At 52.8% G+C, this 15,768-nt stretch carries 15 protein-coding genes and 2 pseudogenes; 10 read left to right on the top strand and 7 right to left on the bottom strand.

Annotated elements, in window-relative coordinates; genetic code table 11:
- Positions 1 to 16: 16 nt before the first annotated feature.
- A complete protein-coding gene (locus HX773_RS09700; protein WP_176971344.1) occupies positions 17 to 1,141 on the top strand; it encodes an AI-2E family transporter in 1,125 nt (374 codons plus the stop codon).
- A gap of 111 nt (positions 1,142 to 1,252) precedes the next feature.
- A complete protein-coding gene (locus HX773_RS09695; RefSeq protein ID WP_176971343.1) occupies positions 1,253 to 1,933 on the top strand; it encodes an HAD family hydrolase in 681 nt (226 codons plus the stop codon).
- An 18-nt stretch (positions 1,934 to 1,951) separates the two neighbouring features.
- Here HX773_RS09695 and HX773_RS09690 read toward each other — a convergent pair whose 3' ends face one another.
- The 7 genes from HX773_RS09690 to HX773_RS09660 all read right to left on the bottom strand — a co-directional run bounded on the left by HX773_RS09690 (position 1,952) and on the right by HX773_RS09660 (position 8,013).
- Complete coding sequence (locus tag HX773_RS09690) at positions 1,952 to 3,193, bottom strand: VWA domain-containing protein (protein WP_176971342.1); 1,242 nt, start codon at positions 3,191 to 3,193, stop codon at positions 1,952 to 1,954.
- A 254-nt stretch (positions 3,194 to 3,447) separates the two neighbouring features.
- Entirely contained in the window at positions 3,448 to 4,023 is a 576-nt protein-coding gene (locus HX773_RS09685) for a TerD family protein (RefSeq protein WP_176971341.1), read from the bottom strand.
- Between the two features lie 57 nt (positions 4,024 to 4,080).
- Complete coding sequence (locus HX773_RS09680; RefSeq protein WP_008103744.1) at positions 4,081 to 4,659, bottom strand: TerD family protein; 579 nt, start codon at positions 4,657 to 4,659, stop codon at positions 4,081 to 4,083.
- A 50-nt stretch (positions 4,660 to 4,709) separates the two neighbouring features.
- Entirely contained in the window at positions 4,710 to 5,747 is a 1,038-nt protein-coding gene (locus HX773_RS09675; protein WP_154191844.1) for a TerC/Alx family metal homeostasis membrane protein, read from the bottom strand.
- Between the two features lie 24 nt (positions 5,748 to 5,771).
- Positions 5,772 to 6,227, bottom strand: coding sequence for a tellurite resistance TerB family protein (locus tag HX773_RS09670; RefSeq protein WP_008103747.1), 456 nt, complete (start codon positions 6,225 to 6,227; stop codon positions 5,772 to 5,774).
- Between the two features lie 20 nt (positions 6,228 to 6,247).
- Positions 6,248 to 7,429 carry a TerD family protein gene (locus tag HX773_RS09665; RefSeq protein ID WP_176971340.1) on the bottom strand — a complete coding sequence of 394 codons (1,182 nt, stop codon included), beginning with the start codon at positions 7,427 to 7,429 and terminating at the stop codon, positions 6,248 to 6,250.
- Positions 7,429 to 8,013 carry a TerD family protein gene (locus HX773_RS09660; RefSeq protein ID WP_176971339.1) on the bottom strand — a complete coding sequence of 195 codons (585 nt, stop codon included), beginning with the start codon at positions 8,011 to 8,013 and terminating at the stop codon, positions 7,429 to 7,431. The genes HX773_RS09665 and HX773_RS09660 overlap by 1 nt, the downstream gene beginning before the upstream one ends.
- A gap of 320 nt (positions 8,014 to 8,333) precedes the next feature.
- Between HX773_RS09660 and HX773_RS09655 the strand changes: the two genes are divergently transcribed.
- From HX773_RS09655 to HX773_RS26145, 8 genes and pseudogenes are all read left to right on the top strand, one after another.
- A complete protein-coding gene (locus HX773_RS09655; RefSeq protein ID WP_176971338.1) occupies positions 8,334 to 9,392 on the top strand; it encodes an ATP-grasp domain-containing protein in 1,059 nt (352 codons plus the stop codon).
- Positions 9,393 to 9,402: 10 nt separating this feature from the next.
- Entirely contained in the window at positions 9,403 to 10,530 is a 1,128-nt protein-coding gene (locus HX773_RS09650) for a phosphoribosyltransferase domain-containing protein (protein ID WP_176971337.1), read from the top strand.
- Positions 10,523 to 11,296 carry a hypothetical protein gene (locus HX773_RS09645; RefSeq protein WP_176971336.1) on the top strand — a complete coding sequence of 258 codons (774 nt, stop codon included), beginning with the start codon at positions 10,523 to 10,525 and terminating at the stop codon, positions 11,294 to 11,296. Before HX773_RS09650 ends, HX773_RS09645 begins: the two co-directional genes overlap by 8 nt.
- Before the next feature lies 1 nt (position 11,297).
- Positions 11,298 to 12,084 (top strand): annotated as a pseudogene (locus HX773_RS09640) (cysteine protease StiP domain-containing protein); the annotation flags it as partial.
- 41 nt (positions 12,085 to 12,125) lie between these two features.
- Positions 12,126 to 12,377, top strand: a pseudogene (locus HX773_RS26150) (RNA-binding protein); the annotation flags it as partial.
- Positions 12,377 to 13,321, top strand: a complete 945-nt coding sequence (locus HX773_RS09635; protein ID WP_176971334.1) for an HpcH/HpaI aldolase/citrate lyase family protein — start codon at positions 12,377 to 12,379, stop codon at positions 13,319 to 13,321. The pseudogene HX773_RS26150 and the gene HX773_RS09635, both read left to right, overlap by 1 nt.
- A gap of 390 nt (positions 13,322 to 13,711) precedes the next feature.
- Entirely contained in the window at positions 13,712 to 14,179 is a 468-nt protein-coding gene (locus HX773_RS09630) for a tellurium resistance protein TerW (protein WP_176971333.1), read from the top strand.
- A gap of 318 nt (positions 14,180 to 14,497) precedes the next feature.
- The gene (locus tag HX773_RS26145) at positions 14,498 to 15,037 is read left to right on the top strand and encodes a DUF6216 family protein (protein WP_370463597.1); all 540 of its coding nucleotides are present in this window, start codon (positions 14,498 to 14,500) and stop codon (positions 15,035 to 15,037) included.
- Positions 15,038 to 15,768: the final 731 nt, after the last annotated feature.

Genomic DNA, 15,768 nt, shown 5'->3' with positions numbered 1-15,768 from the left:
CTGACGAGACTATGTAATGCGTATTAAAGGACTTAATTTAGGCTTCTTTATCGTTATTTTGGCGATCGTCACCTTCGCCTTTTTTGATGTGCTGACACCGTATTTTTCTGCCATTTTCTGGGCCGCGATTCTGGCGGTGATCTTCCATCCACTGAAGTCACTGCTGCGCCGTAAAATGGGCGATCGTAACGGTCTGGCTTCGTTTGCGACGTTGCTGATTATCTGCCTGATTGTGTTCACGCCGCTGGCGCTGATCACCTCTTCGATGGTGGTTGAAGTCAACACCGTGTACACCAAGCTGCAGAACAACTCCGCGCAGTTCCCAGCGGTGTTTGCCGATCTGCTGCAGCATCTGCCTTCCTGGGCACGCAACTATCTCGCCGATAACAACCTGAACAACGCGCAGGAGATTCAGCAGAAGCTCTCTGGCTTTGCGCTGAAAGGCGGCCAGTACATGGCGGGCAGCGTGTTCCTGATCGGTAAAGGCACGTTCACCTTTACCGTTGGCTTTGGCGTGATGCTCTATCTGCTGTTCTTCCTGTTGAAAGATGGCGCCTGGCTGGTGAATTTGATTCTGGAAGCGCTGCCGCTTTCAACCTACGTGAAACATCACCTGATGATGAAGTTCGCAGCGGTATCGCGCGCCACGGTCAAAGGCACGGTGGTGGTTGCGGTAGTACAAGGTGTGCTGGGCGGTATCGCCTTCTGGATCACCGGCATTGACGGCAGCTTGTTGTGGGGCACCTTGATGGCGTTCCTGTCGCTGATTCCGGCGGTTGGTTCCGCCATTGTTTGGGTACCGGCAACCATCTTCTTCTTCGCCACCAGCGCCATCTGGAAAGCGCTGTTCCTGATTGGCTTCTTCGTGGTGGTGGTTGGGCTGGTGGATAACATCCTGCGTCCGCTGCTGGTTGGTAAAGACACCAAAATGCCGGACTATCTGATCCTGATCTCCACGCTGGGCGGCATGGAAGTGTACGGCATCAACGGCTTTGTGATTGGTCCGCTGATCGCCGCGCTGTTTATTGCCTGCTGGAATCTGCTCTCCGGTCGCGACAATCGTGAGAACTCTGAAGAGATCGACGAAGAGTTTATTGAAGAGGGTAAAACCCGCGAGGAAGAGGGCAAAATCCGCGAGTAAGCGTTTCAAACGGCTACCTTTTATCGGTAGCCGCATTCACGCATGAGAATATCGGCCAGCCATTTGCTATCATCGTGGCATTGATTACGGCTTGCGACAAAAGAGAACAACATGTCCATGGAATCCTCCTTAGCGCGTGAAAATCAGGTTCTGTCAGTCTTCGATTTTGACGGCACGCTGACCATTCACGACAGCTTCATCCCCTTTCTGCGCTTCAGTTTTGGCAAACGCGCGTTCGCACGCAAAATGGCACGACTGGCATTGCCCACGCTGCGCTGCATGCGGAAAAAGCTCACGCGTGATGAGTTAAAAGAAGTGTTAATTCACACCTTTTTAACCGGCGTTGAGGAGAAATGGATTCGCCAGCAGGCGCAACTGTTCTGCGCGGCAAACTGGAACAAGCTAATGCGCCCTGCCGGGCTGTTAGCGGTTGCCGCCGAAGTGAACTCCAGCGCAGAAGTGACCATCTGCTCCGCCTCGCCGGCGATGGTATTAGAACCGTTCGCCGAGCGTCTGGGCATCAATCTGATCGGTACCCAATTAGAAGTGGTAGACGGTATTCTCACCGGAAAAATTACCGGTCATAACTGCCGCTGCGGGCAAAAGGTCAAACGACTGGAAAGCGTCTACGGCCCGCTGCATAACTATCACCTGCGCGCCTGGGGCGATACGCGCGGTGATTTTGAGTTACTGGCCGCCGCGCAGGATCCACACTGGCGTCATTTCCATCCAACGTGGAAAAAACGCCGCGTGCCAATGGAAAAACTGCGCATGCTGCGTCTGGATCCCTAGGCGCACAATTCGGGCTGATCAATAAATCCGGTCAGCCTTTGCCGCATCCAGCCACGGCTTAAACTCCTCCAGCAGCAGATCGTATAAACGGTCTTCCGCCAGGCTGGCAAAGTTGTCGATGGCGAAGAAATGGGTATTGTCGATACGGCGATCGTTGAAGTTATCCAAATCCTGCAAAATGCCATAATTACTGCCGCCAAGGCCGACAAACTTCCAGAAGATGGGATAATTAGCCGAGCGGCGAATCGCCTCCTTGATGGCGCGGGTTTTGCTGATGCCGCCATCGGTAATGAAAACCACATACACCGGCAGATCGCTGTGACGGAAGGTATCAATCAACTCTTCCATTACTGGCGGTTCATTATTAGTGCCGCCCAGCCCAGGTAAAATCTCCCACGCCGATTTCTTGCCGCCACGCTGGATAGTGGCGATGTAGCCATCGAGATTATCCAGGGTTACATCGGGATATTTCGCGTGCTGCTGGCCGAAGCCCCAGACATCCATCGAACCGTCATCATCAAACTGCGCCGCCAGCACCGCAATGCGATCTAATACTGACTGCACGTTGCCCTTACTAAATTGCCCTTTCATCGAACCCGAAGCATCCAGTACAAATGCCACCTTCGCTTTCACCGTTTGCAGTTGGTATTTGCTCAGGCTAACGGTGGCGTTTTTAGCCAGGCTCACTAATCTTGGCGCTTTCTGTTGCAGCTTTTTCTCCAGGCTCACCACCGTTGGTGCAGCTGGCTGAGCAGCAGGCTCGGCGATATCAACGCCATAATTACGAGCCAGTGGTTCGAGGCCGCCGTTGAATCCCTGCCCCAGCGCGCGCAGTTTCCAGCCGCCGTTATGGCGATAAACTTCGGCAATGATCAGCGCCTTCTCACTGCGCCCGAACGTTTCCGGGATGAACTGGGCAATATTTTCGGCGGTTAAGGTCAGGCTGTTGAGCGCACTAATCGCCTCATCGCCGTCAATCACTAAGGTGACGGCAACTTTACTGACGCTGGCGGCAATCTTCGTCAGATCCAGATTGATGGTGCAGCCTTGCGGCGTGCTCTGCATGACCACGCTGCGATTGGCGGTTGCGGGCTGATTGAAGAAGATGAAATCGGCATCGCCACTCACTTTGCCAGCGGCATCGAGCAGAAAAACGCTGGTATCCACATCGCCGCGCAACGTGGGTGAAGCAGCATAGTGCAGGCGCAACGTCAGTTCAGTGGTGTTCAGCGGCAGGTTCTGACCCGGTTGTAACATCATACTTTTAACCTCCTGTTAAAGAATAATATTGCTCAGCTAAGCACTGCATCCACTCTCCGTACATTTCGTAGCGGCACGATTTATCGCCCAGGTGCGCATGAATGCGCACCCTACAAATACGTAGGGTCGCCATTCATGGCGACCGATTAACGCTTCGCCGCTACGAAATATGCACTTTGTGGTTTTGATTTTACCTGCCCTTTAGATACTAAAAAGCCCCGGACCAGCCGGGGCTTTGTAAGCAATGCTTTAAATCAGACGCTCACGCCGTGCTGCGAAGCCAGCGCTGACAGGCCGCCTGCGAAGCCCTGACCAACGGCTTTGAATTTCCACTCAGCACCGTTGCGATACAGCTCACCGAACACCATCGCGGTTTCGGTAGAAGCATCTTCTGACAGGTCGAAACGGGCGATTTCAGCGCCGTTATCATTGTTGAAGATACGCATGAAGCTGTTGCTCACCATGCCGAAGTTCTGCTTACGCGCTTCTGCATCATAAATGGTGACCGCGAAGACCAGCTTCTTCACTTCTGCAGGGATTTTAGACAGCGTGATTTTAACCTGCTCGTCATCGCCATCGCCGGCGCCGGTGCGGTTATCGCCCTGATGCTCAACGGAACCGCAAGCGCTCTGCTTGTTGTTGAAGAAGATGAAGCTGGCATCGTTCAGCACTTTACCGTCGTCACCGACCATAAACACTGACGCATCGAGGTCGAAGTCCTGTCCATCTGTTACACGTGCATCCCAACCCAGACCCGCCATGGCAACATTCATGGTTGGTGCTTCTTTAGTCAGGGAAACGTTACCGCCTTTTACCAGAGAAACTGCCATTTTAAAGCTCCTGCTTTTAATTGGATGATGCGGGCAGCGCGAAGCTGCCCGTGATAATTAAGACGCGTTGATACCGTACTGAGCACAAACCGAAGCGAGGCCGCCGGCATAACCCTGGCCTACCGCGCGGAATTTCCACTCGGCACCGTTACGGTACAGCTCACCAAACAGCATCGCGGTTTCAGTGGAGGCATCTTCGGTCAAATCGTAACGCGCTACTTCACTGCGATCGTCATCGTTAACCAGGCGGATAAACGCGCCGGAAACCTGACCAAAGCTCTGACGACGGGTCTGCGCATCGTGGATGGTGACCACAAACACAATCTTGTCGACGTCAGCCGGAATCAAATCCAGTTTGATCTTCAGCGATTCATCATCGCCATCGCCTGCACCGGTACGGTTGTCGCCAGTATGGGAAACGGAACCGTCGGAAGAGACCAGGTTGTTATAGAAAATAAAGTCAGCATCGCCGCGGACTTTGCCGCTGGCGGACAGCAAGAACGCTGACGCATCAAGGTCAAAGTCCTGACCATCGGTGGAACGTGCATCCCAGCCAAGGCCAACGAGGACGTTTTTCATGGTTGGTGCCGCTTTGCTCAGCGAAACGTTACCGCCTTTAGAAAGAGAAACGCTCATTGTAATTACCTCTTGGTTAATGATTTTTCAGACTCATTACTGGCAGAAGATCAGCTCTCTTCTTTTTCCTCGGGTTTACCGGGGAACATCACGCTGAGCACGATACCGACCGCTAACACGCCGAGTACCACAAACAGGCTGGCGCTAGCAGAGATGCTGTAGCCGTGATGCCAGATATGATCGGTAGCATTCAGACCCAGTTTCACCGCGATGAAGAACAGCAGCACGATAACGGCTTTCTCGAGGTGAACCAGATACTGCTTCAATGCTTCAAGTACGAAGTACAGTGTACGCAAGCCAAGGATGGCGAACATCATGGCGCTATAGACGATCAGCGGTTCACGGCTTACCGCGATAATCGCCGGCACGGAGTCAAAGGCGAACATCACGTCAGAGAGTTCAACCACCGCCACACACAGCATCAACGGCGTGGCATACAGCGCCGCTTTCTTGCCGCGACCAATCGCTACGTCTTTGTTTTCAGGCTTCTGCAGCTCTTCATCAACTTCCTTCTGATTCAGCAGGAAGGCGTTGCCGCGCATTTTTGGCCAGATTGGGAAGAAGCGCTTCACCATGCGATAGGCAAGATGCTGCGAGTAATCTTCGATCTCGTCGCTGTCGTCGCCGCTTTTCAGCATCATCACCGCCGTCCACGCTACGATCAGCGCAAACACGATTTCAACGTACGGACCGAGGCTCAGCAAGCCGGTACCGATCGCCACGAAGATGCCACGGAAAACGATGGCACCGATGATGCCCCAGTAGAGCACGCGGTGACGATAGCGGTCCGGAACGGCAAACCACGAGAAGATCGCCATCATCACGAACAGGTTATCGACGGAGAGTACTTTCTCCAGTGCGTAACCGGTCACGAACAGGCTGGCAACTTCAGCGCCGTGATGGATATAGAGGAAGCCGGCGAAACCCATCGCCACCGCCACCCAGAACACCGACCACAGCGCCGCGCTTTTCAGCGAAATCGGCTTGTCGCCGCGGTGCATGAACAGGTCGATAAAAATAGCTCCCACTGACAGCGCGATGAAAACCGCGACTGTTTCAGCTGGAAAGCCAATGTGCGTAGACACCATGATTAACCCTTAAAAGATAAAAACTTACAGACCAAATATTGCTGGATCAAAGCCCAAAGCGACGGCGATTTCGCGCACCGCTTTCTGCTCGTCAGCATCAAAATCGCCATCACTTTTACCGACAGCAATACCTACGCGGATCGCCAACTGTGCGGCTTCCGGCTGATCTTTCAACGCCATGATGTACTTCATGGTTTCGCCCTTGCCGATTTCCAGATCGAAATCAAAGCTGCTCACCAGCTTGTTGAAGAACTCGATCACTTCATTGGTATCAAAGACTTTCAATTCTTCGGAGGCGCGCAGAAAACCGATCATCTTCTGCTTCTCTTCCGCGCTTACGCTACCGTCTGCCACCGCAATGCGTGCGCAAACCGCTACCGTACCTTGCATAAATTTCTTGTTCTTAAAGCGGCTAACTTGTTTGGTTAATTCATCGCGGCCGGAATTAAATGCGCCTTTAACCTTGTTGAAAAAGCTCATAGTGAATCCTCTGTCTGAAATTATTTGGAACCGGCTCGCCAGTTGAATCCCCAACCGAAAGCTTTGTCCATATCGGAATGCCCGTTAAAGAACTGATTGATACGCTCGACGCGGATACTGCCGTTCTCATTGACCAGGCGAGCAATCGCACACATGTTGCGGCGGTTCTCCCCTTCGGTCATACGCGTTTCAATCGGAGGCTGGTCTGGAATGTGCAGCGTGACTACGCCATCCGTTTTGTCCCAGCTCGCCGCACCTTGATAGATGAAGGCGAAAATTAACACTTCGCGAATCTGACTCCATTCGCGACCGTTGATGTGCAGCCATTCGCCGTCGGTCACTTCGCCGGTACGATCGTCGCCCTGCAAGTGTACGAAAGGTTTGGCATGCATGGCGCCAAAATTGCCGCCCAGCGCCTGGATCACACCGCGCGAACCGTCTTGCAGCTCAACGAAAGCGCCGAGATCGAGATCCACGCCTTTATTGCCGCCGAACAATCCGCGCAACCCGCCGCCACCGCTGTTGGTTTCACGGTGCCAGTTCAGATTGATACGGATCTCACCGAAGTTATCGCGCTTGGTCAGGCTGATGGCTGGCTTCTCTTTGGTAAGAGAAACTTTGCTCAGATTGATTTTTGCCGGCGCGGGTGTCGGTGCTGGAGCCGGTGCCGCCTGCGGTGCAGGTGCAGGCGTTGGTGCAGGCGCGGGTTCAGCCACATCCACACCAAAATGTTCCGCCAGCGGCTGCAAGCCACCGTTGAAACCCTGCGCAATAAAGCGGAATTTCCAGTCATTATTGCGACGATAAAGTTCGCCGAGGATCAACGCCGCTTCCTGACGTCCCACCAGCTCCACGCTGCCGTTCAGCAGCACTTCGCCGCCCTGCTCCACCTGAATCGCCAGGCGTTGCAAACCCGACACGTTGCGGCCGCCGTCACAGGTGACGGTAAAGGCCACTTTCTGCACGTCAGGACGCAGGCGGGTGAGATCGACAGAAAAGGCGGAGTTGTGCCCTTCGCTTTTCAGGCTGATGGTGCGGTCATCGTTATCCGGCTGACCGTAGAACACCATGTCGGCATCGCCATTGACTTTGCCGCTGGCGAACAGACGAAAGGCGGAAGCATCAACGGCGGCGCCAGCGAGCACACGCACCGTCAGCAGATTAGCGGGAACGGGAGCATTGCTCCCCGGCGTCATATTCATTAGCGCACCACTGCGGCAACGATGTCGTTTTGCATCGCGTCGATGGTACGGCCTGAACTTGCGCGGCCATGCGCCGTGAAGTCCCACAGTCCGCCGTTGCGGTGCAGCGAAGCAATCACGATGCCGGTATGGCTGCCTTGCTCAGTCAGCTCATAGCGCGCCAGCTCTTTGCCGTTTTGATCAACCACGCGGCAGAAGGCATTTTCCACTTCGTTGAAGGTTTGGCCCTGGAAGCTGTTCACGGTGAACGCCAGATACTCAACGTTGGCAGGCAAACGTGACAACTCAACGTTGATCACTTCATCGTCGCCATCGCCTTCGCCGGTACGGTTGTCGCCGCTGTGTTTAACCGCACCACATTTGGAGGTTAATGCGCGGAACCAGATGGTATCAATGGCATTACCGGATTGATCCAATAATACGCAGCTGGCATCGAGATCGATGGAATCTCCGCCGCCACCAAATAGCTTGCCTAACAAGCCTTTCTTTTTAATTGGATCCCAGCCTAAGCCGAAATGTAATTTATTCAGCGAAGCGGTTTGTTTGCTGAGTGAGACCGTCTGATTCTTGCTTAATGAAACCATGTCATAATTCCTTCAAACAGGTTTGAAAAGGGTTTTATATTTGCATCAAATTCCATGAGGGCAAAATCATATCATGAGGATATTCATGATCAGCATTAATTTTCACAGCAATTTCATGAAACACAATAAAGCTTTGTATAAGAACAACTTAAGAGAATCCAACTCGAACAGACAACGCACTAAACATGACAATTCTTTACATTAAAATTCATAAGGTTACGTTAGGGTAAAAAATCATATTATGATTGACTCCTTCCGAGGTGATAAATAAACTCGCAAGCCATAACCCAGCCACAAGCCTCTTGCGGAAATAATTAGAAATGTCTCACAAAATTTGGCTAATGGAAGGTTTATCCTCCCAACGCGATATAATTAATGGCATTACATCTACAGCTAAAAAACATAACTACAATGTGTCGGTTTATGCATCACATCGCCAATCGCGTAATGAAATACTTTCTCTGGCGGATCATGCATTAATTGAACCTCATGATAATAATCAGCGCCTCGCATTTATTCTTTCTACCGTTGAAAAATACGCCATTCAGGCGATTCATACTGGCCGCCACGCCCATTGGTTTGAAGCCCATCGCGCGGCCATTGAAGCCAGCGGTGCGCGCTTAACCACCGGCGCTCGCGACGTCGCCATGCTGGATCTGGCTGATGACAAAGTCGCGTTTGCCCACCATATGAAAAGCCTGAATTTGCCGGTGGTGCCTTCACTGCGCGTTGATTCGCCCGTACAGTTGCGCGAGTTGATCGCCCATAAACCCTTTGGCGAACTGCCGCTGTGCGTAAAGCCGGTTACAGGCATTTATGGCATGGGATTCTGGCAGTTTGATGAAAGCGTCTCGCCAATGGCAGTGTTTACCCATCCGGACGCGCGTCGGGTGAAAGCGGAATTCTATCTACAGGCGCTGGAAGCCGCCGACAGCATGGAGCCGCTGGTGCTGATGCCCTATTTGCCGGGCCCGGAATATTCGGTGGATATGCTGGCGGAAAACGGCAAGGTGCTGGCCGCCGTGGCGCGCCGCAAAGAAGGTGCATTGCAGTATCTCGAGAACAGCGGCGAAGCCTTTGAGCTGGCGCAAGCCTGTGCCGCCGCGATGGGCGCAGATGGATTGATCAACGTGCAGACGCGCAATGATGCCAGCGGCAAACCGCTATTACTGGAGATCAATATGCGCCCTTCCGGCGGCATTGGTTACACCCGTTTCAGCGGCGTAAATCTTCCCGGCTTGTTTGCCCTGCGCCAGCTAGGCTTGATCAGTCAGCAGCAGGTGATCGACGACGTCCGCCGCGACTTCACGCCAGCCACCGTCCGCGCGCTGAGCGACGTAGTGGCGTACAACCCCGTCCTGTCCAACCAGGTTCAATGAGGAATAATCCATGACCACACTTTGGAGCAGGACGCTTTCATGCGGCACGCTGAGCGTTACGCCAACCGGTGGCATCAGCGCCATCGACGATCTTTTTGAGATCGCCGAGCGCCGCAATCCCAAGCGCGCTTTTCTGTTCGTTAGTAAAGTGCTTGGCCGCCACATTCCGGTCGCGCCGGAGAAAATGCGCGCCGTTTATCGCCAACTGGCGGAGCAATTCCCGCCGCTTTCTGACGGTCCGGTGCTGTTTATCGGCATGGCGGAAACCGCCGTTGGCCTGGGCGCAGGCGTATTTGATGAAGTGCGCCAGCGCGTGAGCGAACCGGTGTATCTCACCTCAACGCGCCATCCGCAGCAGGCGGATTTGCTGTGCGAGTTTAAAGAGAATCACAGCCACGCCACCGATCATCTGATCTACCTGCCCGGTGATGCACAGCTGCGCCAGCGCGTACTTAACGCGCGCACGCTGGTGATGATTGATGACGAAGCCACCACCGGCAACACCTTCATTAACCTGCTCGAAGCACTGCGCAACGACAGCGGCTTAACGCAGATCGAGCAGGTTATCGCCGTCACGCTCACCGACTGGAGCGGCGATGCGTTACCCGCGCGCTGTCCGGTGCCGGTGCGTACCGTGTCGCTGGTGCAAGGCGACTGGCAATGGCAGCAGGATCCCGACGCCGCGCTGCCGCCGATGCCAGCGATGGTGCTTAACGACGCCGCCACCGTGCCAATCACCGGCAAACAGCGCTGGGGCCGACTTGGTATGGCAGCGCCAGCGGGCGATCTTGGCCGCGCGATTCAGGCGCAGCCGGGAGAGAAAATTCTCGTGCTCGGCAGCAGCGAATTTGTCTGGGAACCCTTCTTGCTGGCCGAACGTCTGGCGACTCAGGGCGCAGAGGTGAAATACAGCTCCACCACGCGCTCGCCGATCGCTACCGGATTTGCCATCGAATCGGCTATCGCCTTCGGCGATAACTACGGTCTCGGCATCGCCAACTTCGTTTACAACGTAGCGCATCAGCAGTTTGACCGCATTTTGCTGTGCATCGAAACGCCGGTCGACAGCGTGGATCCGCTGTTAACCACGGCACTGGCCAAGGTTGCGCCACAGGTGGAAGTGATTAGCTATGAATAAACCGGTAATTTTTTCCGACCTCGACGACACGCTATTTCAGACGCGCCGCAAAATGGTGGACGAGCTGGATCTTGAGCCGTTCCGCACTGGCGCGCTCGATCTCAGCCTGCAGCCGCGCAGCTTTATGACCGAAGAGCAGTCGATGCTGGTTGACTGGATGATCGAGCAAGCCGATTTGATCCCGGTTACCGCGCGCGGCACCGAAGAGATCGCCCGCGTGCAGATCCCTTTCCGTTCGTGGGCGGTGACCACGCACGGCGCAGTGATCCTTAATCCGCAAGGCGAGGAAGATGCCGAATGGCGCGCGCACATGCTGGAAAAACTGACGCCGTACGGCCCAGCGCTGCTCTCGATGCAGCAGGCGATCACCGACCTGATGGCAGAGCGCGACATCAACGGCTGGGCGCGCATCAACTATGAATATGGCGTCACGCCGATCTATCTGGTGATGAAGCACCGCGACAGCACGCGCCTCGAAGAGCTTTACGCCATCGCCGATGAAATCGAGCAACGCTTCCCCACCGCCGGCTATTACATCCATCGCAACAGCAACAACGTCGCCTGGCTGCCGAACGTGGTGGAAAAAGGCTTAGCCGTCAGCTACCTGCTGGATAAACTGCGTCACGAGCGCGGCGTTTTCCCGGTGATTGGCCTCGGCGACAGCCTCAGCGATCACCGCTTTATGAAGCTGTGCAGCTGGTACGGTATTCCGCGTCAGAGCCAGTTTGCCGAACGCATCAACCAGGCAATATTCGGAGAACAATAAGATGGTGAATAATTTGCCTTTCTCTGGATCCTACCAAGCCGGCGACGTCGAATTTCTGCTGAAGCCAGTTGAGATCGACATGACGCCGGTGGATCAAAAAGAGCAGCTGATCCAATCCGGTGCGCGTCACTATTCCGAGATGTTGAGCCAGGAACCGGAACCGACGCGCTGGCACCTTGAGCTGTTTTCCCGCGCGCTTGACGCAGGTGCCGGACGCCTGGCGAAAGAAGTCACCATGCTGGCGCAGACGCTGGCACACCAGTTTGGCGACACGCCGATTGTGCTAGCAAGCCTGGTGCGCGCGGGCGTGCCGCTCGGCGTGATGCTGCAACAGGCGCTGCGCGCGATGGGCCGCGAATCGTACCATTACGGCATCAGCATCATCCGCGATCGCGGTATTGATCAGGCCGCGCTGGGGATCATTGAAGCGCGCCACGGCACCGAGGGCATTGTGTTCGTCGATGGCTGGACCGGCAAAGGCGCCATCACCGGCGAGCTGATCCGCAGCCTCGAACATCGTCCCGGCTATCCGGCGCAACCGCGCTTAGTGGTGCTGGCCGATCCTTGTGGTCGCGCGTGGCTTTCGGCCAGCGATGATGACTGGCTGATCCCGTTTGGCATTATGGGCGCGCCGGTTTCAGGGTTGATCTCGCGCTCATTGTGGTCTGAAGCGGGCTTGCATGGCTGCGTGCAATGCGACCATCTGGCGCAATACGATTGCAGCCAGCAGCTGGTGAACACCGTGGCTGAATACGCGCGATCGCTGGATATCAGCGCCCTGCCCGCTTGCCAGCAGGATCCGCAACATCAACAACAACGTGTGGCGCAAAGTGAAGCGGTGATCGCCATGCTGGCGGCGCGTTATCAGGTGAACAGCATCAACCGCATCAAGCCGGGCATCGCCGAAGCCACGCGCGCCGTGCTGCGTCGCGTGCCGGATCAGGTGCTGGTCCGTTCGGTGGACGATCCTGACGTGGCGCTGCTGGTCTATCTTGCCCAACAAAAAGGGCTGACCATCACAGAAGCGGGTGCCGATCTTGGGCAATACCGCGCCGTGACGATAATCAAAAAGGTGCTGTGATGAACGGCCGTCTCTCTCCGTGGCGTTTGGGCGCAACGCTATATATGCCGGCGGTGCGCAGCGATATCGTCGATGCCATTCTGCACAATAAAATCAGCGGGTTGCGCTCGCTGGTGATCTGCCTGGAAGATGCGGTCAGTGATGCGGATTTGCCGCAGGCGCTGCACAATCTCCAGCAAATCCTAAATGTGTTGAATGCCGAACAGCGCGCCAATGGCAACGCGCAGTGGCCGCTGGTATTTATCCGTCCGCGTAACAGCGAGATGGGCGCGTGGCTGGTGGAAAACCTCAACCTCAGCGCGATAGACGGCTTTGTGCTGCCGAAATTCACCGCCGACTCCTTGCCGCTGTGGTGGCAGATTCTCGCACCGAGCCATCTGTGCATGATGCCGACGCTGGAAACCGAAGAGGTGTTCGACGTGGTGGCGATGCGCGAGCTGGCCCTCACGCTGCAAAACCATGCCTGCCGCGAGCGCGTGATCGCCTTGCGCATTGGCGGTAACGACTTGATGAATGTGCTGTCGCTGCGCCGTTCGCGCCACTTCACGCTGTATGACAGCCCGATGGGTTACACCATCAAAATGCTGGTGGCGGTATTCGCGTCGCGCGATTTTGCACTGACCGCGCCGGTATGCGAGCACATCGACGATCAGCAGATTATGGATCAGGAACTGGCGCTGGATATCGCGCACGGTTTGGTGGGCAAAACCGCCATTCATCCGAGCCAGATCGGCAAGATTCAGGACATGCTGATGGTTTCCGCCAGCGATCAGGCGGATGCCTTCCGCATCCTCAACTCAAGCCAGGCGGTATTTAAATCGCAGGGCGCGATGTGCGAACCGGCAACGCATCGCCGCTGGGCCGCCGCAATCCTGGCCCGCGCGCAGGAATATGGCATAGCACCCGATACTCGCTCGGACGGCGCATTGATGCTGGTAACCTAAATGACAAACCCCGTAGGGTGGGCATTCATGCCCACCTCGTTACCACCGAGCACCCTGTAAAAAACGGTGCCCGTTACCTTCGGATTGATGCCGTTCCACCAGCCCGCACAATCCGTAGCGGCGCGATTCATCGCGCTCCGTTGACCTTTAAACCGGTCCCAACGAACGCTCGGACACCGTAGGGTGGGCATTCATGCCCACCGCTTTACCACCGCGCACCCTGCAACATTGGTGCTCAAAACTTACACAGCTATACGCACCAAACCAGAACACGCAACACTTTTTCGGAACGTATTTACCTGATATTTAGAAACCCTCTGATACTGTCGAAAACCGTTTGCCAGGAGGGCGATACAGACCATTGACCACTAACGCAGGCCTCAATCGACCATGCAACTCAGTACCCGACAGACACGCGTATTTATGCTCGCCTCACTGCTCAGCAGCGGCAAACCGGTAGCATCCAGCCGCATTTTAGCCTCGCTCGACTGCTCCGAACCCACGCTGACGCGCGCGCTAAAAGAGCTGCGTGAATCCTGGTCTGCGGAGATCAAATACAGCCGCCTCACCCACTGCTACCAACTTACTGAACCCGGTAAGCTGGACAAGAAAAGCCTGCGCCATATTAATGAAGCGCTTAAGCTCAATGCCGAACTGCAACAAAGCGAAACCGTCAGCCGGGTATTTCTGGATAAAGAGAAAAAGAAAGCGGTGTCGCTGTCGTTGCGTATGTCGGTTTTAAGGAAAATCGATCAGGTTGTGCGGTTGAGTGAAACGACACGGAGTGATGCGGTGGAGATGCTGGTGGAGAGTGGGCTGGATGAGTTGATTGCGCGATTGCGACAGGTAAAAAAATAAAAAGTGAAGGTTAATCTCACCAAAAAAAAAGTCCTAATATCCGCTGGTAAGCGCCTGAATTAGAGTTAATCAATACTCGTGGCGAGAATAGTAAACGATAAAACCTGTTAAACCCCCAATAATAAACCCTTACTCCATAATTATTAACGCCATTGCAAAAATCAGTCACATTCAAGCAAACATATTAGACTTGAGACAGATGCAATTCGCATTGACTTGATGTATTTAAAAAACGATGGCATGATCAAAATGAACACTAATTAATTGGGAGTTTATAGCATGGATGCGTACATTCAATACCTCGAATAGTTCGACGCGATAATCAAAGTCATTTTAAGCTTACTCACTCTAATAAGCATTTGGAGCTATTTTTACTTCAAGTCAAAATCACTCTTTAGCATTTTAGATAAATTATGGTCACTTTTCGTCGGGTCAAAAGGATTTTCCAATGAGTCAATTAACGCATTCCATAAGGATCGTCATGACTTAGACAAATTCAACGCCATTTATAATTTTAAAGCAACAAGCACCCGCCAAATAGAAAAATTCATCCTTTGGAGTAAAAGAGAAAAATGTGACACTAGAAAAACATCTTCCATCAAAGGATGGTTTGACATTGAAAAACTTGAACCATTGAAGCCCCTTATTTGGGAAAGCTGGATATTATTTTCAATCGTTGTCTTATTTCTTTCTGCGACAACTGCATTTAGTGCATGGGGAATAACTTCAAATGCAATTGTAAAATTAAAGGGAAGCGATCCCTGGTTTTTAATGGATCACAATCGGGCAAAACCTGTTTTTAGCAAATTAATAATAAGAAGGGTTGATTGCCATGATGACACTTTCTCGCGAGAATAATTTTCCTTAAAACGGGGGTTAGTCCTAATTCAGTTGAATCGATTTGCTCCGCTTTTGAGAAACAGTCTGAAATGGATATAGTGGATAAAATAATAAAAACCCAATCAGTTTTCCTCTATTTCGCACTTGTGTTTTTCGTAATACCAACTTATAGCATTACGAATTTTTCAAGAAGAATAAATGCTTATGATTTTTATAGAAAATATCATATAAATAAATAGAAATAACTACTAAGATAAAATTATATTAATCTAGACACATACACTTTTTAGTATACAGCCTGAATATCGACTTCAGGCTTGAAGCTTGCAACTTTATGGCATATTTCTCTTCACACCCAGCCAACAATAAATTCTGAATCGCCATGGATAATCTAGACACTTCCGAGCCGTTGATGAAGCACGGTGATGCACAGCTAATTGAGGAGCATAATTTTAGAAATCACGTTAACACTTACAAAAAAACCTAAATTGCGCAATTAGATGCAATTATGAATGCTTTAGTGTTAGAAAAAAACTCATTGCGTTAATGGCTGACAATGTTAATGATTAAAATTTAAAAAACTTTGGCCGCTTCGATGCATTAAAATAGACGATAAAAAAAGAAAAATCTAAGACTTATTTTAAAAGCAGGACGGTGTAGTGATACCACCATTTAAGCTGAATGTACGTATTGAAAATTTTTTAAAGAAATTCATTTATGCCAAAGGAAATTTTATTATTAATGAAGTT

The organism is Pantoea sp. B9002 (genome assembly GCF_013385945.1).
Taxonomy (GTDB): Bacteria; Pseudomonadota; Gammaproteobacteria; order Enterobacterales; family Enterobacteriaceae; genus Pantoea.
The sequence above is the reverse complement of the archived record's forward strand: the minus strand, read 5'-3'. Positions and strand labels throughout refer to the sequence as shown.